The following is a 24099-nucleotide window of genomic DNA, read 5'->3' on the forward strand; positions in this document are numbered from 1 at the left end:
GAAATATATGACGGACAAGTCGATTAAAGAGTTGGCTCTCAGCGTGGATCGCCCCGTTGAGAAGCTCCTAGAGCAGGTTCGTGACGCAGGTTTACCCCAACGTAAAGCTGAAGATATTATTTCCACTGAACAACAAAATACCCTCGTTAACCATTTGAAGAAAGTTCATGGTCAGGACGATGGGAATGCAGGAAAAATCACGTTGAAACGTAAAACAACCAGTACTGCTAAAGTGGCCAGTACATCAGGTAAGGCGAAAACAATTAATGTAGAAGTTCGTAAGAAGCATACATTTGTTAAGCCGGATCCGGAACAAATTAAAGCTGAAGCTTTGGCGAAAGCGCAAGCTGAACAAAACTCGCGTGAAGCTGAGCAAAAGCCAGCAGCGAAAGCTGAAGAACCTAAGCAACAACCTGTATCTAAAGCAAAACAGGCTTTAGAAGCAATGCGTGCTGCTGCTAAGCAAGAAACTGCTAAGCAAGAAGCACCAAAAGCAGCGGTTGTGGTAAAACGTAAGTCAAATAACAAGCCGATTGTAAAACAGCCTGTTAAAGTGACTGAAACACCAGAACAGAAGAAAGCACGTGAAGCGCAAGCTGCACAGTTAAAAGCAGTTGAAGAAGCAGCACGTCGTAAATCGGCTGAAGAAGCTCAACAACGTACGCTTGAACAAATGCGTCAAATGGCTTCTAAGTATTCTTCTGAAGATGCTACTGCAACGATTCGTGTGATTGATGACTCTCCACTGGCTGCCGGTTTGGTTGGTCAGGCTTATGAAGATTCTTTTGCGAAAGAAGACCGTGAAATTAAACGTGGTGGTAACACGACCAGTGCACGTGCACCGAAAAAAGGTGGCCGTCGTGGTGAAGAGCAATCTTTCCGTGATAACTCACATAAACGCGGTTTAAAAACAAGCCAAGCGAACAAGCATGGCTTTGAAAAACCAGTTAAAAAACAAGTTTATGATGTTGAAATCGGTGAAACCATTGTTGTAGCTGACTTAGCTGCGAAAATGGCAGTGAAGGTTCGCGAAGTAATTAAATCACTTATGAAAATGGGTGAGTTAGTGACTCAGAACCAGGCGATTGATCAAGAAATTGCAGCGCTTGTTGTTGATGAAATGGGCCATAATCCGGTATTGGTTTCTGATACTCAAGCTGAAGACAACTTACTTGAAGCAGCTGAAGAAGCACGTGGTGCTCAAACGACACGTGCTCCTGTAGTAACGATTATGGGTCACGTTGACCATGGTAAAACATCGCTTCTTGACCGTATCCGCCGTACCAAAGTGGCTGCAGGCGAAGCGGGTGGTATTACCCAGCATATCGGTGCTTATCACGTCAAAACCGATAAAGGCATTATTACTTTCCTTGACACTCCGGGACACGCAGCATTTACTTCAATGCGTTCACGCGGTGCCAAAGCGACAGATATCGTGGTACTTGTTGTTGCAGCGGACGATGGTGTAATGCCACAGACTGCAGAAGCAATTGACCATGCGCGTGCTGCAGGTACACCAATCATTGTTGCAATCAACAAGATGGATAAAGAATCTGCCGATCCAGATCGCGTATTGAACGAATTGACCACCAAAGAAATCGTGCCTGAACAATGGGGTGGTGATGTACCAGTAGCCATGGTTTCAGCACATTCTGGTCAAGGGATCGATGAACTTCTTGATCTGATTTCAATTCAAGCAGAATTGTTAGAGTTGAAAGCATCTGAAGAAGGTGCTGCACAAGGTGTGGTGATTGAAGCTCGTGTGGACAAAGGTCGTGGTGCGGTTGCATCTATCCTGGTCCAAAACGGTACATTGAAAGTGGGCGATCTTGTCCTTGCCGGTTCATCTTACGGTCGCGTTCGTGCGATGGTTGATGAAAACGGTCAACGCATTAAAACAGCTGGTCCTTCAATTCCTGTAGAAATCTTGGGTCTTCCAGAAGCGCCAATGGCGGGTGACGAAGTTCTTGTTGTAAATGACGAGAAGAAAGCACGTGAAGTTGCCGATGCACGTATGGATCGTGAACGTCAAAAACGTCTTGAACGTCAAAGTGCAATGCGTCTTGAAAACATCATGGCATCGATGGGCAAAAAAGATGTGCCTATCGTAAACGTGGTACTCAAAACTGATGTACGCGGTACTTTAGAAGCTCTACATGTTGCACTTGCTGAATTGGCAACTGATGAAGTTAAAGTACGTATTATTGGTTCAGGTGTTGGTGCAATCACTGAATCTGACGTCACGCTGGCTGAATCTTCTGAAGCAGTACTTCTTGGCTTTAACGTTCGTGCTGACACTACTGCACGTCAAAAAGCCGATGCAGACGGTATCGACATTCGTTACTACAGCATCATCTATCAATTGATTGATGACGTGAAAGCAGCAATGAGCGGTAAGCTTGCTCCTGAACATCGTGAAACAATTCTGGGTGTGGCTGAAGTACGTGAAGTATTCCACTCAAGCAAATTCGGTGCAGCTGCAGGTTGTATGGTGCTTGAAGGTGTATTGCACCGTAATAAACCAATCCGTGTTCTTCGTGATGATGTGGTGGTGTTCCAGGGTGAGCTTGAATCTCTTCGTCGCTATAAAGAAGTGGTAGAAGAAGTTCGTGCCGGTATGGAATGTGGTCTTGCGGTGAAAGGCTATAAAGACATCAAGGCACAAGACAAGATCGAAGTGTATGATGTTCAATTGATTAAACGGAGTCTTTAATGGCGGGTAGTCAACGTCTGAAGCGTATGGGAGATTCAGTTCAGCGCGAGTTGTCTGAACTGATTCGCCAGGAGCTGAAAGATCCACGCTTGGGTGGTCTGGTGACCATCTCTGCGGTGAAAGTTAGCCCAGATTTAGGATATGCTGAAGTTTATGTGACCGTGATGGGGCGTGAGCTAGGCGATGAACAAAGTGAAGCGGCGAACAAGGAAACACTTGATGTGCTAAACAAGGCATCTGGTTTCTTGCGTCACGAACTCAGTCGTCGTATCAAGACACGTATAACGCCTCGTTTGCGTTTCCATTACGACAAAACCAACGCATATGGTAACTATATGTTTGGTCTGATTGCAGAAGCAGTGAAGGATTTACCTCCAGCTGATGATGCAAAAAAAGATGATGAATAATCACTAAAAAGAAAAGCCACCTTCGGGTGGCTTTTTTATGTGCTGAAATCTTGTTTGGAACAAGCTTGATATCAGGGCATTGAGGTAGACGGAATTGAAAATAGCCAAACAACTAACAAAATAATAAAGCTTCTGGTTTTTGTTTAGGCTAGATCATCATGTGAGTCATTTTTTGCTTTGGGATTACGGCGCCGGGTACGCTGCCAGGGTAAGGGGCGATCAAGTGCTTCCGGTACTTCACCACTGGTTGAGCGTAAACGTAAATGCAATGCTGCCTGTGCCATGAGGTTTGCAGACACGGGTGCAGTAATGAATGCCAGTAAAGTCAGTAACAATTCAGCAAAACCAAAACGTCCCTGAAAGGCTGAAAAAATCATGGCGGCAATCAGGAAGCTACCCAGACCCAGGGTACTGGATTTGGTCGGCGCATGCAGGCGCATAAATAAATCGGGCAGACGAACCATACCAATGCCGCCAACCAGCATGAAGAATGAGCCAATCAACAAAAAAATTGAAACCAGGATTTCCATGATAAGTTGCATTGCTGTTGCTCCTAATCGACCACATGGCCAGTGGTAAAGTAGCGTGCCAGCGCTGCGGTGGAAACAAATCCAAGCATGGCAACCAATAAAGCACCTTCAAATAAAGAGGTACTTGCCCAATAGATGCCTAAAATGACCACCAGACAGGTTGCATTCAGAAACAGGGTATCCAGTGCTAAAAGCCGGTCTACGATGGATGGGCCGATCACCATACGAATCAGGCAAAGAAACATGGAAATGGTGACTGCGACCATACACAGACCGAGTGCATAAGGCAAAATACTCATGAATCTTCTCCTAATTCCACATCAAAGATTTCGATCAGCGCTTTTTCATAACGATTTTTAATTTCGATAATATCGACTTCGGCATTATCGGTACTCAAGGCGTGAACCAGAATATCGCCACGATCATGATCAATCCCGGCAGTCACGGTGCCGGGTGTGGTGGTAATAATCAGGGCCAGTAAAACATTGACCTGTTCATGCTGGGTTTCCAGAGGGACACGAAACCATTTTGGATGCAATTTATGGGTTGGGCCAAGGACCAATTTGGCCACTTTAATATTACAAACAATAATGTCCCATAACACCACAAAGAATAATTTTATGGCCAGAATCCAGTGAATATTTGGAGTATGCCCAATAAAGGGTTTGACTAAACGTGGAATGGCAATGCCCAGTAATAAAGCCATCAGCAAGGTTGCCGGATCAAGACTATGTGCCAGCATGATCCAGCTTAAGGCAACAATCACGGAAACGAAGGGATGCGGCAGCCAGTTGTCCCAAAACGATGTTTTTTGCATGCTTAAGGCTCCATAGGCTTGAGTTTGGCATCATCCGGATGAACAGATTGCTGATCTTGCTGCTGCTTGATCTGGCGTTGCTTATATTCTGAAATGTGCTCACCTTCTAAAGTCTCTTTCGAGATGATATACGGAATCAGATGTGCATTCGGATCAACCGTTTCACCATCATATTTAGTTTCAGGTAAATTTTCAGGATTATAAGGCTGTACACTAATCACTTGATTCAAATCATCTCGGTGTAAAATCACGCCTTCATACAAAGCATTATTTTGTATCTGTTCAGCTGTTTTGAACATATATTGCTGAATTGGATTTGCACAAACCATATAAAGTACCAAGCCTGACAACAGCAGATAAATGGTTTTATCATTGCGTATCGGGGCATGATTGGGTATGGCTTGATATGCTTTAAACGCTTCGGTTTCCGGTTGATCTTCAGGTTTGCTGGCACGCCAGAACAGAATGAAACCCACCCGGGTAAAGGCAATAATGCTGAGTAAGCTCACCAGCAGCACTACGGCAATTATCACCCCCTGATAAGGGGAATGCGAAGTCGCCTGCAAGATAAAAACCTTGCCTAAAAAGCCACTAAAAGGCGGTAAACCCGCCATCATTAAGGCGATGAAAAAGTAGGTGAGGGACACCGCTTTTTGCTGTTTCATTTTCGGAGCGATGTTGAAATGATCTTTGAATGTACCGCGCTGTGAGGTAATCCAGCCGCAGAGCAGATAAAAGGCAGCGCCAATAATGGTACTATGCACCAGATAGTACAGTCCTGCAGCCCAGGCCAAAGTATTAAATAATGAAATGGCAATGAGCAGGGTGCCAATCGAAGATAAAATCATAAAACCGACAAAACGGCGCAAACGCTCCGCGCCAATGGCTCCAATTACGCCATAAACAGACGTGATCAAACCAATCGGAAGCAACCAGTTTGCCAGAATACCCTGACTGAAGTGGTCATCAAAAATAGTGCCATTGACTCTAAGAATGGCATAAATCCCCACTTTGGTCATAATGGTGAAAATGGCAGCCACTGGGGTCGTGGCAACAGCATAGGTTTTCGGTAGCCAAAAACCTACCGGCAACATGGCGGCCTTGATGCCAAAGACCACAAATAACAACAAGCCGCCTGCAACAGCCAATGTGTGCTGATCTGGTTCTAGCAGCGGGATTAAACGTGCAACATCGGTCATGTTTAAACTGCCGACACTGCCGTAGATCATGCCCAGACCAATCAGGAACAGTGCAGAGGCCAACAGGTTGATGGTGACGTAGTGAATACCGAGTTGAAAACGGGCCTTACCTTGTCCATGTAGAAGCAGGACATAAGAGGCCATTAACAGGATTTCAAAGAATACGAATAAATTAAATAAGTCGCCTGTCAGGAATGCGCCGCATAAGCCCATGAGTAAAAAATGGAACATGGCATGGAAATAACGCCCTTGTGTATCCCATGCGTGACTGGCAAACCATAAAATAGGGGTTGCCAAGGCATAGGTCAGCACCAGCATCAAGGCAGAAAGCTGATCCAGAACCAGCACAATACCGAAGGGTGCCGCCCATTCACTGAGGTTGTAGGTGCTAATTTGTCCACTGCTGGCGAAGATTAAATACACTATGGCAGTGCCTAAACCCAGAATTGAAGAGACATAGCTAATTCCGCGACGCCAAGGCTGTCGCCAGTCATGTGCTAATGAACCTTTGCCGGGATTACCCAAAAGAACCAGTAAGAAACCGGTAAATGCTGGAATTAAAACGCTAAATATTGGGGTGTGTTCAGTCCAGAACTGGATGAAGGCATTCATTAAGGCTCATCCTCGCGCGGGTCAATCGGGGTAATTTCTTCTTTTGAGTCGACGTGGTCGGTACCGCTTTCATAACGGCTGCGCAAAGCCAGTTGGACAATAAAGGCCGTGGTGGCAAAGCCAATCACAATGGCAGTCAACACCAGCGCCTGAGGTAAAGGATCGGTAACTTTTGTTGTTTCAGTCAGTACGGCGGGTGCATTGACCTGAATTCGTCCCATGGCAAACAGGAATAAATTGACCGCGTAGCCAATCATGGCCAGTCCTAAAACCACAGGAAAAGTACGTGCACGCAAGATCAGGTAAATTCCTGTGGCAACGAGTAAGCCAATGGCAGAGGCAAGTAAAAATTCTAGACTAATCATTTTATTCCCCCTTCAATACTGGACCAGACATACTAGAGTGGCGCGAATCACCCAGGACTGAAATCATCAACATGGTGGCACCCACCACTGTGACATAAACCCCGACATCAAATAATGCCGCTGAAGCCAGATGGATTTCACCCAACACCTGTGGCGAGATATAGACATGCGCACTGGTCAGGAATGGACGTCCCCAGAACCATGCACCCAGACCGGTCAGTCCTGCAATGCTTAGACCTGAACCAATCCAGATTTCATATAAGCGGCCTGATTTGGCTCTGAGCATCTGTTCAGCCTGGTCTTGTCCCAAGGCAAGGTACTGGATCACCAGAGCCAAAGCGGTAATCAGACCGGCAATAAATCCACCGCCAGGCAGGTTATGGCCACGCAGGAAGATATACAGGCTCACCACCAGTGCCAAAGGTAATACCCAAGATGCGGTGATACGGAACATCAGCGGAGAAGGATTAAAGCGGTATGTCAGCCCTTGGGTAATGGTGGTGCCATGAGCACGCATGCCATCCATTAAACACAGTGCACCAATCGCAGCAATACCCAATACGGTAATCTCCCCAAAGGTATCGAAACCACGGAAGTCGACCAGAATTACGTTGACCACATTGGAGCCACCACCGAGTGGCAGTGACTGCTGCATGAAAAACCATGAAATCGAGTTGTGGTCACGGGTCAACATCAGCCAGCTAATCCAGCCGATTCCCAGACCGCCTCCAATGGCGATCATGGCATCGCGCCAGCGCCGTGAAACGCTGGACTCATAAGGAGTGAGCTGTGGCAGTAAGGACAGGCTCATCAGCAGCAATACCGTCGTGACCACATCGACCGTGATTTGGGTGAGGGCCAGATCAGGTGCAGACAAGGTCACAAACACTATGGTCACGACAAGTCCGACCGCACCGCTAATCAGCACGGCCTTAATCCGTTCATGGTGAAACCACAGCATCATCCAGCAGGCTGAGAACAAGAGCAGCCATAACACAATGGCAATTGCTGGAGCATGGACGAGTTCACGTGTGCCTGTGGTCAGGCCTTGATTGATAAAGGGGATAGTCAGTAAAGCGCCACTAAACAGCACAATCCACATCAGATAGCTTTGCAGTGAACCATTTTCAGTTTGCCGTTTGAACTTGCGTGAACTCAGTAATAGATGTTTTAAAAATAAATCAAACAGCACTCTACCCTGGAATTTGCCCAAGATAGGATCAAGATCAATTTCCCGAATGCGACCGCCTTTGGCCAAAGAAAAATAGAAAATGATCCCGCCCAGAAGTGCCACAATACTCATCACTAAAGGCAGGTTAAAACCATGCCAGATGGCTAAATGAGTACCGGCAAAGTCAGGCATTTGAGTGCTGGCACGTGCAGTGTAATTTACAATGTTTTCCACCAGCAGCGCAGGTACAAGGCCGACCAGAATACATAAAACTGCCAGCAGTATTGCCGGTACGCGCATGCCCAGTGGCGGCTCATGTGCTTGCCTGTTCGGTACCCCTGCACCAATTGGACCATCGAAAAATACCCCATGCACTAAACGTACCGAATAAGCCACGGCAAAAATTCCGGCCAGCGTTGCCAGAATGGCAGAAATAATGAGCACGGGACCTGAAAGGCTGGCCAGAAGTTCAGTAAAGAACATTTCCTTGGACAGGAAGCCATTGGTCAGGGGCACACCGGCCATAGAGGCGGCGGTGATCATGGTTAGGGTGGCAGTAAAGGGCAGCAATTGCCAGATCCCACTAAGCTTACGCAAATCACGGGTTCCGGTTTCATGGTCAATGATCCCGGCGATCATGAACAAAGCCGCTTTAAAGGTCGCATGGTTAATAATATGGAAAATGGCTGCTGCAACGGCCAAGGGTGATCCGATCCCCAGTAAACACACAATCAGGCCCAAATGACTGATGGTGGAATATGCCAGCAAGCCTTTTAAATCTTCCTTGAAAATGGCAAAGAAGGCAGCCATACATAAGGTGAACAAGCCCACGAAAGTCACGATATTGTGATACAGCGCTGCACCGACAAAAATTGGTGTAAAACGTGCCAGCAGGAAAATTCCGGCTTTCACCATGGTAGCAGAGTGCAAATAAGCAGAGACCGGCGTTGGTGCAGCCATGGCATTCGGCAGCCAGAAGTGAAACGGAAACTGGGCACTTTTGGTAAAGGCACCCATTAAAATGAGCAGCAAGCTTGGAACAAATAGCGAGTGACTTTGAATTTGATCCTTCATCGTCAAAATTTGGTCAATCTGATAGGTTCCGGTCATTTGACCGAGCAGAATGAAACCACCAAGCATACACAGACCACCCATACCAGTGATTGTCAGTGCCATACGTGAACCACGTTGTGCAGCTTCGTAATTGCTCCAGTAGCCGACCAGCAGAAAGGAGGAAATACTGGTCAGTTCCCAAAAAATAAGCAGTAAAATTAAATTGTTAGAAAGTGATATCCCGAGCATGGAGGCCATGAATAGCATCAGTAAGAGATAGAGTTTGCTCAGAGAATTTCTAGGACTTAAATAATAATAGGCATAAATATAAATCAGCGTTCCGATACCGCTAATCAGCAAGCAAAATAATAGGCCTAAGGCATCCAGACGAAAGCTTAAATCGATACCGAGCTGAGGCAACCAGGCCCAGGTTTGGGTGATTGTTGCGCCATTAAACACATCTTTGGCTTGCATCAGTAACAGGGTCAGACTACTCAGGCTGACCCCTATGGCGGCTAAAGCTGTCACCCCGCGTGAAAATTTCAGCCACGAGACAAGGGTTGTGCCTAGTACTAACGGTAGCAAAATAATAATCGGTAGCACACTCATATCCAAAGTCGTGAGTTAGGCTATAAACACCTAAGCGTGAATCTTATCTTCCAAGGATTACAGGAATGCAAAGAACAATCCAAACTTCTCAATCTTGAAAGCCGGTTTGAGTTAAAAAATGAAAAACAAGCTGTGTTGCGCAACCTGTAAAAAAAGTCATAGTAAAATCGGATTTTACTATTAAACTTCAAATATACATGATTTTATTGCATGAGTAAAACAACATCAATTATTTTTGCGCACACACTCGGGGTTGTTGATAGTTCATAAATGATGGCTCAACAATCCCTACTTATTATACGCCCTCCATGCTTGAAGGGCGTAGCGTGTTTAGCCAGATGAATCCCTGAAACCGGATTTTTAAAGATGCTGATTATTTTGTAATACGATTCAATCTTTTGTATCAGGGTATAGGATGAGAGGAAGATGTATCATCCTGTTGTTTCATTAAGTGCAATAATTCAGTTTGTTGCTCGAGCGTTAAATGTTGCTGAATTTGCTCTAACAGGCTTTGTGGAGTGATGCTTTCTGATTCAGGCTCAGTTAAGGCATCGGCTTCAATGACTTCTTCATTAAACACCAGGTTTTCATAAATTGTGTCAAACTTTTCCTGTAACGGCTGTAGTTGCATATCGAACAGCTGTTTATGTTCCAGTTTTAAACATTGATATTCAGCTGCATGTTCCAATAATTCGGTCCGGTTGCCAGTGGCAATAATTTGCAGGCGCGGAAAAGCCTGATGCAGGCGCTGTAAAATCACTTGCGAGGTATTTTGATCCAGCTGGTGGTCAATCGCATCAATCAGCAAAATGCCATCACCTTCCAGACAGGGATATAAACTTTTGGGATTGAGCAGACACAAACGCCGTACAATATCTCCCACCAAGGCGATCCAGTTTTTTACACTGTTAGAAAGTTGCTGGTAGAGCATGATTTTTCCCGCATAACTCACCATCAACTGCAATTTGGGCTGATACTGCACATAAATGTCTTCAAAATTGGGAAGAACGGTGCTCAAGGCCTGTTTTAAAGCATCCAGACTTGGTGCATTCATCTGCTTTTGGGCATTGACCAATTGTTGTAAAAAATCTTTGTCATTATTTTTCTGGATGGAAGAATTGGTGATGAGCTGCTGAAACAGTTGCGCAATCTGGGCATTTTCAATATCGCTGATTTCACGAAACCACTCAAAGAAACGGCTAAAGGTGGTATAGGGAATGGTGGAAATTTCATAGGCATGGGAAGTCTGAAATATCACCGGATTATTTTTACTCTGAATATTCATTTCATGGACAAAGCGTTCTGCCGGGTAATAGGCAATGAGCGGCAAGCCTTGCTGCTGATCGTGCTTCAGCGCGTTATGATAGAGTTCAACCAGATTGTCTAATTGCTGGGTTTCTGCCTTGCTGGTGCCAATGCCATGACTATTTAAAGTTTTATAAATCTGCCAGTCACACGTCGTCAGGGTCTTGTCTCCAGCTTCGCTAGAGGCATTTAAAGTCCCAATATCGGGAGGAATCTGAACCCGAATATCAATTTTGGATTGCAGGCGGGTAAACATGATGTCCTGATCCAGCATCACCACACCGGCAGCACGCAGGTCTTTATAGCGGGCTGCAAACCAGGTAAGTGCCTGATAGGTAAATTTTAAAATGCCAGTTTTGCCTGAGCTTTGATCGCCCAGAATCAGGGTGATGGGCTTGTCATTAAATTTCAGCTTGAGGTCGGCAAAATGAAGCGCGTGTTTGAGTTGAATAGAGTCAATTTTCATAAAACACCTGCCTTGCAGCTAAAGCGAAACTTATTCTCCCACAGCTTTACGCAATGATACCGGCATTTGCTTTTTCAGTAGTTGCAGCAAATCGTAAATGTGGTGAATATTTAAACTTACTTTAGCACGTGTGCAGGCCACGTAAAGCAATCTTAACTCTTCGTCACTAATTTTATGGTCTTTTTCATTGACCTTAAACTGATAGTCATCTTCGATGTGCACGCGGTCCCATTCTAGGCCTTTGGCTTTGTGCGCAGTCGAGATGATGTAGTCGGCCTGTTCAATCGGGGTGATTTTGGCCAAGGCTCTTTTGAGCGGATCGGTTCCGTGATCATCCACCAGTTTTACCAGCGGTTTAATGTCACTACCATCATTGGTTTCACAGTATTCATGCACGTCATGCCATGAGTTAAACCAGGCCAGTTCCGGCACATCGGTGACACGGCGGCCCTGTTTCAGCATGCTCGCAGCATCGACAAAACGGTTCAGCTTCACATGATCGGCCTGCAAGCTGACTTTATCGCCATGTACCAAGCCGGAGAGCAACAATTCCATGGCACGGGCATTGGTACGGCACAAAATCGCATCACGCTGTTTGGTATGCGGTTTATTCACCACCTTGGAATTCAGCTGCGGATTGCCGAGCAAGGGCACGGTTTCATTTAATGCCCCCAAAATGGCATTGGCATTCAAGGCAATTTCTTCGCCAAAACGGAACGAGGTGGTCAAACGCGATTCAGGCAGGGGCAGCTGTTGCATGGCATTGACCGCACCACGCCAGGCATAAATCTGTTGATGGGCATCGCCAACATAAATCACCTGGGTATTCCTTTGACGCAGCAAAATACCAAGCATCAAAGGGTCGGCATCTTGTGCTTCATCAAACAGCACATAATCGGCCGGGATATTCGGTTCAGACAAGGCCCAAAGTTTCAGATAAATATCATGCCCAATACCGGCCTGATGATTGGGATCAATCGATTCTAACCAGCGCCGTTCAATGGCTGGATATAAATGTTTCTGTAATTCTTCAATATCATCTGGATGTAACCAGCTCGGTGCCTGGAGATGTCGCGGTGCAGGATATTGCGAACTGGTCGAGCAGAAATAGCTGACCGCATTGGCCACCAGACTCGCAAGACGCGATGGCATCATCACGTATTTTTCATAACGCCCACCCATCATCCGGCGCAGCGTAATCGGCTGTAGTCGGTATTCCTTGGCAATAAAACTTGGGCTTAAACGTGGCAAGCGAAGTTTGTCGGTGACGCCTCGAGGCACACTGCGAAAAGCCAGCGAGTGAAAGGTACGGCAGTCTACGTTGCGATGAAATTTACTTTGAGCTTCTGCTGCAATGGCTTTGTTAAACGCCAGATACATGCCACGGCGCTCGGGCATGGCATCGCTGATCATTTGCAGGGTGGTGGTTTTACCTGTGCCAGCATAGGCAATCACCTTGAAGGAATTGCCCAGACGCGCATTATCTATAGCAAGCGCTTGCTCGTAGGTAGGATTGGGTTTTTTAGACACTGACACAGTTAAAATACTGAATTAATGCTGACGATTGGCTTTTTCAACCAGGCCAGACAGGCCTTGGCGACGAGCCAACTCGTTTAATACCAGTTGTGGCTCGAGGTCGAAATAACCCAGCATCACAATGGTATGGAACCACAAATCGGCAACTTCGTAAATCAAGTCGTTTTTATTGTCTTCATGCGGTTCTGTTTTAAAGTCCTTCGCAGCAATGATGGTTTCAACGCTTTCTTCACCAATTTTTTCCAGAATTTTGTTCAAGCCTTTGTGATACAGCTTGGCGACATAAGATGAATCCGGATCGGCCAATTTGCGTTCCGCCATCATTTTGCCCAAATAGTCCAAAACTTCGACCTGTTCAGATTGGGCAGTCGAGGCATTCATGGCAAGGGTATGCGGATTAGTTGATTTTTCAGCATAAATCAGGCTTGGATCTTTCAACTGTGCATCGACAATTTCCCAGCCATTTGCAGTCAATTTACGATAGAAACAAGATTCACGACCAGTGTGGCAGGCAATACCGCCGTGCTGTTCAATCTGCAATACAATCACGTCGGCATCACAGTCTAGACGGATTTCATGTACAGTCTGGAAATGACCGGATTCTTCACCTTTATGCCATAATTTTTGACGTGAACGCGAGAAATACACCGCCTGATTTTTTTCTGCAGTTAAAGCCAAAGCTTCACGGTTCATCCATGCCACCATCAACACACGACCGCTTTGATGATGCTGAGCAATGGCAGGGATTAGACCTTGTTCGTTAAATTTTACTTCATCGAGCCATTGCATGTTGTTCATGAGAATTTCACCAAAAATATGTTCAAAATGGAAAACAGCGAATAAAAATCGCAGCTACATAGTGTACGTGATTAGCAACTGTTTGAGAAAAAAATATACGCATGATCATTTTGATTTCTGATTCAAAATAGTTCAGGTGTTTTATTCACAAAGAATTTTCTAATATTCAACGCATTGGAAAATAAACTGATTCCCTCATCAAGTGCCAAATGAAGCTTCAGCATGTAGAAGTATTTCCTGAATACGATTTTATAAATCCTGCATAAACTGCGGAAAATTCTGCTTTTCCACCATTTCCAAAAACTCATCACCCAGGCGCTGGCTTTCTGCCACAGACTGATTCCACATTTGAATACGCTGCTTCTGATCCAGCCCTTTTAAGGTGAAATCTTTACGATCGGGCAAGCGGCCGAGTGGCAAGGATTGCAGATATTCGTTTGAGGGGGAAAGCAATAAGGTGCGTGCCTGATTGTCTGGATTGGCCTTGCGTTTTTTCAACATCTTGTCAAACCAGCCCGGAGTAATGCTGTCGCTAAAATGCGGATACAGCACAATGCCTTGGCTCTGAAATGGCAAGTCAAGGTGATAGTCAATCAGGCCACCATCGCGGTAGCTGCCTTTAGGCGCATCGGGAATATCACGAATCGCAGCCATGACTCCAGGAATAGAAGCTGAAGCCATCAGCCAGGAGGTGACATTGCTGAGATTTAATGGCTGATAATGCGTAGTAAATTCATCATTGACTTTAAATTGTGTCCCTATCTCCGGTTGGCTAATGACACGTTGCATAAACAGACGGTTGTGCTTGCGTGCTAAAGCATTGCTGCCGATGATCCCGGCAACCGATGCCAGTAAAGGCAGGGATTTGTCACTTTGGAAAATATGCTGGGCTTTGATCGAGATGACGGCCAGATGATAGTCCGGATGCTCAACCAGTTGCTGTTCTTTACCTTGTACCAGATCAAGCAGCATGTCGCGGCAAATATTACCCACTTCCTGACGTGACATTTTTTTATGGAAATACAGGTTAGTATAAAGCTCTGCAAGACGCTCAGTTCCTTCTTTTGCACCCCAGGCAGCAATGCTGGCAAAACGCCAGCTGCCGATGGATGAACCAATCAGGGTTCTGCGCTGTGGAGCATGTGCAAAAAAATCGCCAAAAATGGCCTGATCTAGGCCTTGAATGCCAAGGCCTTTGGGGCCACCTGCTGCACCGGGAACAATGTCGACAAAATTTGCCTGCAAACCTTCTTTTTCAATCAGTTGGCGTGCCAATTTGCCAGCACGGATATTTAATGAAGGAGGGCGTTTTTGCAAGATTTGCGTCATGGTCTATCATTCAATATACAGGTGTGCTGTTATTTTAATCTGCGATACAGAGGCAACAATGGCGAGATCATTCAGTAAGTGACTCATGAGTCAGTAGCAGCTAATAAAAATCCGCATTTCCTGTAAAGTTGCGGATAGATAAGATGTCTTTCATCAGTCCCTTTTATTTCTCTCGATGGGAGAGAAATAAAAGGGTGTTAACAATTATGAAAGAAGTCTATAAATTGCTTTTTCAATTTAAATGAAGGGGCTGAAGCTCAAAACATACGGACATTAATCCCTAGAGAAGCCAGTCCATAACGTTTATCCAAATGTGATGCCGTAACCCCATTATAGAGAAAGGGAATGTTGCCGACAAAGTTGTTTTGGTAGATTTCACCCTGCACAAAACCGGTTATATGTGGAGTGAAATCGTAGCTGAATTTTGCACCAAGTGTATGGTTGTCTTTAATTGCCGCGTTGCCAAAATTGCTGATGCGGTCATCAATCTTATCGCGCCATAAACGCTGATATTGATAGGCAATTTGGCTTTCAAATTGTTTATAGCGCCAGTTCCATGAACCGCCCAAGCCAGCATAGTAACTTTCGTAGTTCAGGTCTTGCTGTACATCCAGTCCAAATTCATTGGCGTTGCCGCTGATTTGGAGGTTGGTTAGGATAATGCCGCCATTGCTACAGGGCTGTGCCAGATTTCCTGAATATTGGTTGCTGCTATTTATATTAATATTCATTAAACAGCCTTGCTGCGAAGCTTGAATGTACAAGTCGCTGACTTCTACTTTGCTGTAGCCGATACTGGCAAAAGCATTCAGCTGATTCATGACATCAAGTTTTCGTGAGAAAATGCCATCAAACTGCAGTTGAAAGTCTTGAGGATCTTCCACATTGACGTATTGTAAAGTCCGTTGATTGAGTATGGTCGGTGTCGATTTGGTTAACGTATCTGCTGTATTGCCCCAAATACTGGCGCGGAAACTTAAAGCATCGTTCTCTTTTAAATTTAGTTCGGGCGTAAAGCGGGCTGCGAGAAGCGCGCTTTGAATTTTGTTGGTATCTTGAAAATAATCAATTTCGCGGTGCCAATATGTTCCTTCAATTGACCATTGTGGATTCAAATCGTATTTTGCAGAGAGGTGAAAGCCTTGATAATCGCCTGCAGATTTGTCAGTAATGCCTTCACTTTGACGCATGTCTAAAAAATCAATGGTGTCATTTACTGCATCGCCTGCAAGGGTCATTTGCAGCGCAGAAGTATATTGGGCATTCAGGTCTTTTGCAGTAAGAAATGGATCATTGGGTGCTGCATAAATTGAAGATCCATATATTAGTCCTAAATATAACGTCAAAAAATTAAATTTCATAATAACCCCATCACTCAAATATTTTTTATAGAGGTAAAAATCCAGCTGAAATGCTGGATTTTTTTCAATTATTAATTCAATTTAAAATAACCAGTTAATGAAAAACCTTTAAATGTTGAGCTGCCGATTGTAACGGTCTCTTGTGATAAATTTAATTGAGTACTAATTGGATAATTAAGAGGCAATACATAGGCAGTGCTTTGAATTAAATATCCAGATTTTAATTTATTAATATAATTGGTGTAATAATCTTTTAAAGTAACATGACTTTGGATTAAGTCATTTAAAGAAATACTACTATTAGAACTGATGACAATATCTTGTGAAGTGCTGAATTGAAGCTGTTGAATATTCTTTAATGAAGAAGATACATTAATACTTGTATCTTTAGGTATTGTGGCTGAAATCAGTGAACCCTGATTATTAAATTTAACTTGAATGTTATTAATGCTGACATTTAAATTTTCTTGATAGGAACTATTACTTCCATTTAATGTAAAGGCAAGTGCTATATTATCCTTTAATTCTGACTTTGCATTTGCCAAATTGAATTGTACAGAAAGGGCATTATTCAGATCTGCAAGATTAATATTCAGTGGATTAGTAGCGCTTGAAGCTTTAATGGCAACAATATCGTAATTTGCTAAAATGAAATTATCATAGGTTGGGGTTCTTAGGTTTTCACTAATTATTTCTCTTGATTTTTCATTGGTTTGCAGTTCTGATAATAAATGAGTACCTGTTCCTCCCTTCTGAGCAAGGTTATCAATTTCAGCTGAAACAGCAATAATATTGCTACTAATTTGATCCATATCTGTTGTATTTATAATAATTTGGGGATTATTAATTTGATTTGTAGCAATTTCGACAGCTTTATCAAGAATGTTTTTTAAGACAGTAGAGTCAATTTTGGCTGAGCTGTTTGTAAATAATCGTTGCGTTGATACTTGACTGATTAATGCATTAAAGGCAATTTGAGCCGCTTGTTCTTGAGCGAGTACAGCTGAACCATCACCTTGATAAATTGTTTGTAGATGATCTTCAATTTGAGTTGCAAGTTGTTGTAGAACAAAGACAACAGCTATCGTATGCGCATCACCATCTTTTGTAGGATCAAATTGTGAAATATTACTAATATTACTCAAACCTAAATTGGTTAAAATCGTATTCAATTGACCTGACTGTGCGGCTTTTTCCAAATAATATTCTAATGAAGTTAAAGGACTAACTACCAATATTCCATTTTTTAGATTTCTTAAATCTGTTTTTTTTAATTTTAATGTACCCGTAAATGGTAAATTAGTACCAATATCTATACCCCCAGTAATAGTAATTTCAGATTCGTAACATGTAGCAGTTGTGGTAAATGAAAAATTACCATTTGCGTCAGTTTTTATAGAGGTATTTTCACAATCATCAAATTTTATTTCTGCATTTTTTAAATAAAAGTCTACTGCGGTACCCCGAATGGTTGTAGGTGTAAACGTCTGACTTTCGGTATCATTACTACCACCACCACAAGCACTTAAAAAACTTGAAATAGCAATCATCAGTACAATTTTTTTAGAAAATTTAGTCAACATTTTTTTATCCTTGTATTGATTTTGTTGTTAATGTTTTTTATATCAAAAAAAATGAAAATAAGCATTGATTTATATATCTATTAATTTTAATTTTATAATTATTATTAATTTTGTAGTTAAAATTATAACGGATAGAAGGGTGGATGTTTTATATCTAATTGTTGTTGTTTATTATTTTTAAACTGATCACTTGTTTTAAATGAAATTAGTATCCTAATTTTTTCTTGAAATAGGTTTTGTTTATACCAAAAATTTATTAATTTAAATGTGTATCAAGTAAAATTGAAAAATAAGCTTACAAATTTTATTATTCTGAGTTGTGGTAATTATATCGTAATTAAAAAATAAAAGTGTATTTCGATATTTTATCGGAATACACTTTTATTAAGGAAATGCTACTGGTTTTAAGCGCACTTAAGTCGATATAATTTTTATTTAAACACACGCCAAACAGCCAGCAAGCTGGAAAATGAAATCAGCAAAACTGAGACATACCACGGCGCAATAATCGCAATCGACAGCAATATCGCCATGATACTGCCAAACATCCAGCTACGTTTTTGCTGATGTTCCATTTGCAGACGCATGCTTTGCAATTCATTTAACTGTTTTGAATGCCAGGCTGACTGATTTTTTAAGCCGTTCAGGCTGTCAATCATCAAGCTAGGTAAATCCTGCGCACCGAGCAGAAGATCAGGAATTTTTTGTCCCAATTCCTTCAGGTTCTTCTGCGGATTCATTTGCGCTTTAATCCAGTCAGTTAGGATCGGTTTCGCCAGTTTCCAAATATCAAGATCCGGGTAGAGGTCAGTGCCCAAACCTTCCACATGCACCAGTGTTTTGAGCAACAACATTAATTGTGGTGGTATTTCCAAATGGAAACGACGGGCAATATCCATTACTTGAATCAGGATGCCAGCAAAGTCCAGTTCGCTCATCGGTTTCGATACCATTGGACCTACGGTACGGCGCATTTCACGTGCCAGAGCATCTTGGTCGGTTCCCGGTGGAATCCAGCCGGCCTGATGTACAATCTGGATCAGCTGCATGAAGTTACTGTTCATGACAGCCAACAGCATGCGTGCTACAGTCATCTGGTCATGTTTGGACAGCTCACCCATAATCGCGCAATCCAGTGCAATAAAGCGCGGATTGGCTGGATTGATGGTTTCAACAAACACGTTGCCGGGATGCATGTCGGCATGGAAGAAGTTGTCACGGAACACCTGGGTAAAGAAAATGGTCAGGCCTTTTTCCGCTAGGTCCGCACGATTCATATCCATCTGGTCAAAAGTCGCGGTATCAGAAATCGGAACCCCGGTGATGCGTTCAGCAACCATGACATCTTTGCTGTCCATATACACTTCAGGCACATACATCATGCTAGAGCCGGTGAAGTAATGGCGCATACGACGGGTATTATCGGCTTCCAGCGTCAAGTCCAGTTCATTCAAAATAATCTGACGATAGTCCTGAATAATTTCCGATAAATGCAGGGCACGTGCGGCTTCCAGACGTTTTTCCAACGCTGCACCCAGCCATTCCAGAATTTCAAAATCTTGCAGAATTTGAGTGCGAATATCGGGACGGGTGACTTTCACCACCACTTCGCGGCCATCATGCAGGGCAGCTGTATGGACTTGTGCAATCGAGGCAGCGGCCAGTGGTTGAGCATCGAATCGGGCAAATAGCGTGTTGACATCGGCTTTCAGCGATTGTTGAATCCGCATTTTAGCTATATTGCTATCAAAGGGCTTGACCCGGTCTTGCAGTAATACCAGCTGTTGTAATACTTCAGGTGGCATCAGGTCGCGACGGGTAGAAAGCAGCTGTCCCAATTTAATCGCCAGTGGTCCCATTTCCTCTAAAGCTTCTTTCAGCTTAAGTGGATTTTTACGCTCACGACTGGACCATGCCGCAGGGTGCATGCGAATGAAACTTAAAGCATGACGGGCTTTTTCCGGTAATTCTTCCGCAGGAAACAACGTGTCGAGTCTATAGTGCGCGGCGATGCGCCAAAGTTCGAGTAAACGTGAAACGTGCGGAATCATAAATGTAATTACCTAGTCTTGAGATGAAGCGGGTGTATCTGAATCGGCATCAATCTGTGCTTGAAGCTGTTGAATTTTGGCTTCGGCACGATCTAAATTTTGATTGAAAATTCGAGTATCTTGTTGCAAATCGTCCATTTGCCAACGTGGAGCAAATAAACCTGTATCTTCTTTTAACGCATCTTCAGCAAAGAATAAATAACTTTCTAAGGAACGTTTTAAATGTTTCGGTGCCAGCTGGATTTTGCCCAGTTCATGTGCAAGGGCAGGACCAATCCAGGGACTTAAATGGGTAGCCAGATCAGGTTCAGCCTGTTGCATGATGCGCTGAATATCCTGTAGCAGGTGATAGTCACCCTGTAGCGGAATATTGCCTACATCATCTGCTAATAGCAATTTGATCAGCTCGACCACATTTTTGACCTGCAAGGTCGCTGTCGCTTCCGAGATTTGTTCATTTTTATCAAATGGACGCTGTTCGAAAATCGAAGACGTTTCGCTATGCCCTGTGACGGTAGGTTCCAGACGAACTTTATTTTCGTCAAAAAACACATCAACAGACAGTTGTGGTGAATCAATCACCACACGTAACATCTTGCCTTGCAACTGATTGAGCTGGATACGGGTAATGGCATCCAGATCAATCACATGATGAATTAATCGTTCAACTGCACCAAGTGCCAGAATCGACCACATAGCGTAAAACCTTAAAGTTTAAAGCCGCGGTGAACCGCCACAATACCACCAGTCAAGTTGTGGTAATCACAATTCTGGAAGCCGGCATTTTCCATCATCCCTTTTAAGGTACGTTGGTCCGGATGCATACGAATGGATTCGGCTAAATATTTATAACTTTCCGAGTCATTGGCAATAATTTTACCCATGATTGGTAAAGCGGTGAATGAATAGAGATCATACAATTTAGAGAACGGTTCGAATACCGGTTTAGAGAATTCAAGCACCAATAAACGGCCGCCTGGCTTAAGCACGCGGTACATGGCAGCAAGTGCAGCGTCTTTGTCTGTCACGTTACGTAAGCCGAAGCTGATGGTCAGCAAGTCAAAGCTGTTGTCTGCAAATGGCTCTAACGTTTCAGCATTGGCCAAAACAAAATCGACATTGGTACAGCCGGCATCAATCAAACGGTCACGACCGACATTCAACATCGATTCGTTAATGTCCGACAACACCACATGACCAGTAGGGCCAACTTCACGGCTAAAGACTTTAGCCAAATCACCTGTACCGCCGGCAATATCGAGCACGTGCTGACCACGGCGAACGCCTGACATATTAATGGCAAAACGTTTCCAGAGACGGTGAATACCGAAAGACATCAAGTCATTCATGATGTCGTATTTGCTGGCAACCGAATGGAAAACTTCAGCCACTTTCTGGGCTTTATCTTCACTGCTGACAGTCTGGTAACCGAAGTGCGTGGTCGGACCGACATTACCGGTATTGGCACCACGAGGCAGATTGTATTTAGGTACTGAACCGGTAACTGGCGTATCGGTCAACTGTTGTTGTAAAGATTGTTGCTGACCTTGAGCAGTGCCTTGAGGAAGTGGTTCAGTTAAGAAAGGACTCACTTTGTCTGTATTTTGTGCCGGCTCAAGGGTAGAGGTAGGCGTTTGATTTTCGTTAGACATTAGAGTCACTCCTAACATAAAAATAGGGTTAATGTTGCAGTGCTTGCATGATGACAGATTCTAGGACGTTGTACAGTAATCCGCATGCAATTGTTATGAATAATATACAGAAATCTGTTCTGTGTTTTTATTCACTGCTCAATTTGTTATTTCCATCACAACATCAAGTTACTGAAATGGGTGCGGATCGCCGGCGTGAACTTTATGGATAATTTGACGTTCAACCGCGGTAAAATCCTTCACGAATTTCTCAGCTGACTTTAACGGTTTCATGGCTAAAAAGCCATCCTGCATGAATTCATACATGATGTCGAAATTATATTTGCTGGCTGCACCTTTACACATTTTAAATGCGGTCTGAACCATAAACGAGCGCATGTATTTGTCCAGACTGAAACCCAGCTGATCGAGTAAATCCAGCTGTTTTAAACGCTGTTGCCCCTGATCGAGTTTCAGATAAGTCAAACGCATCATTTCATCGGTTAAATTTTCATGCGGATGAAAATCTTCCAGCAACTGCATCGCCACCTGTTCATCCAGCTGAACCGCCAAAATAGCCAAAGATACGCCCGATGTGCCTGTTTTAACGGCATTTTCAGGAATCAGCTTTTCAGCCTTATGTGCATATTTCATTAAACGGGCAATTTGCTCCGCTAGTGCATCAAAATCCGGACCCCCATACAGACGGTTCAGGAAATACTCCGACATCAATACATTTTGTTTTTCTGCAAACTGCTTGCTATGTGTAGATTGCATACGCTGCTTTTGCCAGAGTTGCACATCTTGCAGACGCTGAAAAATGTCAGGATTTTGATGATAATTCAATTGATAATACAACTCTAAAAGATCATCCAATGCAGCCAGTTTAGACATGCTGTGTCTCTATTATTTTTTAGATGGCTAAATATTAGAGCGAGACGGGCAAAGTCGCTATGACAAACAGCAAGAAAAATGATTTAAATTGAGTCAGTTTGCTGGAAAACGAAGCAATTATACGCAACATAAACACTATGTGTTCAAATTCAGCCCTGTACTATGCTTGAATAGACGCATATTTAAAATAAAGGACGGGGAAAATATGACACTCAAAAAAACAGATCATCTGCTAGATGAAGATGAGCTTTCCCTGAATCTGATTGAAGCACAATACTTATTAAGAAATACCCGTGGTCAGAGTAATGCTAAAAGTGTGCTGGTGCTGGTCAATGGTATTGAGCTGGCTGGAAAGGGCGAGGCGGTGAAGCAGCTGCGTGAATGGGTCGATCCGCGTTATTTGCTGGTCAAGGCTGATGCTGCCAACATGTTCAATAATACACAGACCTACTGGCAACCGTATGCAAGCTTTATTCCTGCTGAAGGTCAGATCATGGTGTGGTTTGGCAACTGGTATAGTGACTTGCTGGCCACCGCCTTGCATGTGGCCAAACCTCTCGATGAATCCCAGTTTGATGCGTACATTGCCGATATGCAGGCTTTTGAGCAGGACTTGAAAAACAATCATGTCGATGTGGTGAAGGTCTGGTTTGACCTGTCCTGGAAATCCTTGCAGAAGCGAATGGATAATCTGGATCCCCATGAAGTGCGCTGGCACAAATTACATGGTCTGGACTGGCGTAATAAAAAGCAGTACGACAATTTGCAAAAGCTGAGCCAGCGTTTTACCAAGGATTGGAACATCATTGATTGCGAGGATGCAAAACTGCGTAATCAACAATTTGCACAGATCATTTTGGCGGCTTTACAATACTGTCCAGAGCATTTGACCGAAGTAAAAACCAAATGGCAACAGGCGGCTGTACCAGAGTTGCTGTTGCACCCCGAAAAGCAGCCCACGACTAAGGAAGACTATAAAAAAGAGCTGAAAGAGCTGTCGGTAAAAGTGGCAGAGGAGCTACGTTTTGATAACCGTAAAGCGATTATCGTTTTTGAAGGCATGGATGCGGCAGGAAAAGGCGGAGCCATCAAACGGCTGGTGAAAAATCTGGATCCGCGTGAATATGATATTCACAGTATTTCAGCCCCAGAACGATATGAAATGCGCCATCCGTATTTGTGGCGTTTCTGGACCAAATTGCAAACTGATGAAGATATCCGGATTTTTGACCGTTCCTGGTATGGACGGGTACTGGTTGAACGGGTGGAGGGACTGGTCAGTGAGCATGCGTGGCAGCGGGCTTATGAAGAAATTAACCGTTTTGAAAAGGATCTGGTTAATAGTCAAACTGTGGTAATCAAATTATGGCTGGCGATTAGCAAGGATGAGCAGGCTGCCCGTTTTAAAGTCCGTGAAGAGACGCCAAACAAGCGCTTTAAAATCACTCCGGAGGACTGGCGCAATCGGGAAAAATGGGATGCTTATTTAGATGCAGCCGCGGATATGTTCGAACATACCAGTACCGCTTATGCGCCGTGGCATATTATTGCCAACGATGACAAAAATACCGCACGTTTGGAAATACTCAGAACCATTTTAAAACAGCTGAGAGCCAATTAGGCTCTCAGCTGCAAGATGAATTTTTGATTCAATAAATAGAACTAGGAA

The 24099-nt window shown here is 43.8% G+C and carries 19 protein-coding genes; 3 read left to right on the forward strand and 16 right to left on the reverse strand.

Annotated elements, in window-relative coordinates:
- Positions 1 to 7: 7 nt before the first annotated feature.
- Both infB and ACE01R_RS06115 read left to right on the forward strand, forming a co-directional pair.
- The gene (infB, locus tag ACE01R_RS06110; RefSeq protein ID WP_395549695.1) at positions 8 to 2713 is read left to right on the forward strand and encodes a translation initiation factor IF-2; all 2706 of its coding nucleotides are present in this window, start codon (positions 8 to 10) and stop codon (positions 2711 to 2713) included.
- Complete coding sequence (locus ACE01R_RS06115) at positions 2713 to 3120, forward strand: ribosome-binding factor A (RefSeq protein ID WP_395549696.1); 408 nt, start codon at positions 2713 to 2715, stop codon at positions 3118 to 3120. The genes infB and ACE01R_RS06115 overlap by 1 nt, the downstream gene beginning before the upstream one ends.
- A 143-nt stretch (positions 3121 to 3263) precedes the next feature.
- Here ACE01R_RS06115 and ACE01R_RS06120 read toward each other — a convergent pair whose 3' ends face one another.
- The 16 genes from ACE01R_RS06120 to ACE01R_RS06195 form a co-directional block, all read right to left on the reverse strand.
- On the reverse strand, positions 3264 to 3662 hold the full coding sequence (locus tag ACE01R_RS06120) for a Na+/H+ antiporter subunit G (RefSeq protein ID WP_395549697.1): 399 nt from the start codon (positions 3660 to 3662) through the stop codon (positions 3264 to 3266).
- A gap of 11 nt (positions 3663 to 3673) precedes the next feature.
- On the reverse strand, positions 3674 to 3949 hold the full coding sequence (locus ACE01R_RS06125) for a monovalent cation/H+ antiporter subunit F (RefSeq protein WP_395549698.1): 276 nt from the start codon (positions 3947 to 3949) through the stop codon (positions 3674 to 3676).
- Positions 3946 to 4467: a Na+/H+ antiporter subunit E gene (locus ACE01R_RS06130; protein ID WP_395549701.1), complete on the reverse strand. Its 522-nt coding sequence runs from the start codon at positions 4465 to 4467 to the stop codon at positions 3946 to 3948. Before ACE01R_RS06130 ends, ACE01R_RS06125 begins: the two co-directional genes overlap by 4 nt.
- Before the next feature lie 2 nt (positions 4468 to 4469).
- Positions 4470 to 6278 (reverse strand): monovalent cation/H+ antiporter subunit D, encoded by a 1809-nt coding sequence (locus ACE01R_RS06135; RefSeq protein WP_395549702.1) that lies wholly within the window; start codon positions 6276 to 6278, stop codon positions 4470 to 4472.
- Positions 6278 to 6643: a Na+/H+ antiporter subunit C gene (locus tag ACE01R_RS06140; protein ID WP_395549704.1), complete on the reverse strand. Its 366-nt coding sequence runs from the start codon at positions 6641 to 6643 to the stop codon at positions 6278 to 6280. Before ACE01R_RS06140 ends, ACE01R_RS06135 begins: the two co-directional genes overlap by 1 nt.
- Before the next feature lies 1 nt (position 6644).
- Positions 6645 to 9482, reverse strand: a complete 2838-nt coding sequence (locus ACE01R_RS06145; protein ID WP_395549705.1) for a monovalent cation/H+ antiporter subunit A — start codon at positions 9480 to 9482, stop codon at positions 6645 to 6647.
- Between the two features lie 397 nt (positions 9483 to 9879).
- Positions 9880 to 11247, reverse strand: a complete 1368-nt coding sequence (locus ACE01R_RS06150) for an ATP-binding protein (protein WP_395549706.1) — start codon at positions 11245 to 11247, stop codon at positions 9880 to 9882.
- A 30-nt stretch (positions 11248 to 11277) separates the two neighbouring features.
- Entirely contained in the window at positions 11278 to 12783 is a 1506-nt protein-coding gene (locus ACE01R_RS06155) for a UvrD-helicase domain-containing protein (RefSeq protein WP_395549707.1), read from the reverse strand.
- A 15-nt stretch (positions 12784 to 12798) separates the two neighbouring features.
- Positions 12799 to 13581 carry a bifunctional phosphoribosyl-AMP cyclohydrolase/phosphoribosyl-ATP diphosphatase HisIE gene (gene hisIE, locus ACE01R_RS06160; protein WP_395549708.1) on the reverse strand — a complete coding sequence of 261 codons (783 nt, stop codon included), beginning with the start codon at positions 13579 to 13581 and terminating at the stop codon, positions 12799 to 12801.
- 249 nt (positions 13582 to 13830) lie between these two features.
- Positions 13831 to 14910: a patatin-like phospholipase family protein gene (locus ACE01R_RS06165; protein WP_395549714.1), complete on the reverse strand. Its 1080-nt coding sequence runs from the start codon at positions 14908 to 14910 to the stop codon at positions 13831 to 13833.
- Between the two features lie 257 nt (positions 14911 to 15167).
- Positions 15168 to 16271 carry a hypothetical protein gene (locus tag ACE01R_RS06170; RefSeq protein WP_395549718.1) on the reverse strand — a complete coding sequence of 368 codons (1104 nt, stop codon included), beginning with the start codon at positions 16269 to 16271 and terminating at the stop codon, positions 15168 to 15170.
- A 71-nt stretch (positions 16272 to 16342) separates the two neighbouring features.
- Complete coding sequence (locus ACE01R_RS06175) at positions 16343 to 17854, reverse strand: hypothetical protein (RefSeq protein WP_395549719.1); 1512 nt, start codon at positions 17852 to 17854, stop codon at positions 16343 to 16345.
- Positions 17855 to 18285: 431 nt separating this feature from the next.
- Entirely contained in the window at positions 18286 to 19905 is a 1620-nt protein-coding gene (locus ACE01R_RS06180; RefSeq protein ID WP_395549720.1) for an ABC1 kinase family protein, read from the reverse strand.
- Between the two features lie 12 nt (positions 19906 to 19917).
- Complete coding sequence (locus tag ACE01R_RS06185) at positions 19918 to 20601, reverse strand: SCP2 domain-containing protein (protein ID WP_395549721.1); 684 nt, start codon at positions 20599 to 20601, stop codon at positions 19918 to 19920.
- 11 nt (positions 20602 to 20612) lie between these two features.
- Positions 20613 to 21557, reverse strand: a complete 945-nt coding sequence (gene ubiE, locus ACE01R_RS06190; RefSeq protein ID WP_395549722.1) for a bifunctional demethylmenaquinone methyltransferase/2-methoxy-6-polyprenyl-1,4-benzoquinol methylase UbiE — start codon at positions 21555 to 21557, stop codon at positions 20613 to 20615.
- A 168-nt stretch (positions 21558 to 21725) separates the two neighbouring features.
- On the reverse strand, positions 21726 to 22430 hold the full coding sequence (locus tag ACE01R_RS06195) for an FFLEELY motif protein (RefSeq protein ID WP_395549724.1): 705 nt from the start codon (positions 22428 to 22430) through the stop codon (positions 21726 to 21728).
- 205 nt (positions 22431 to 22635) lie between these two features.
- Here ACE01R_RS06195 and ACE01R_RS06200 point away from each other — a divergent pair, with 205 nt between their 5' ends.
- Positions 22636 to 24051, forward strand: coding sequence for a phosphate--AMP phosphotransferase (locus tag ACE01R_RS06200; RefSeq protein WP_395549727.1), 1416 nt, complete (start codon positions 22636 to 22638; stop codon positions 24049 to 24051).
- Positions 24052 to 24099 lie beyond the last annotated feature (48 nt).

The organism is Acinetobacter sp. BSP-28, assembly GCF_044130285.1.
Lineage (GTDB): Bacteria > Pseudomonadota > Gammaproteobacteria > Pseudomonadales > Moraxellaceae > Acinetobacter.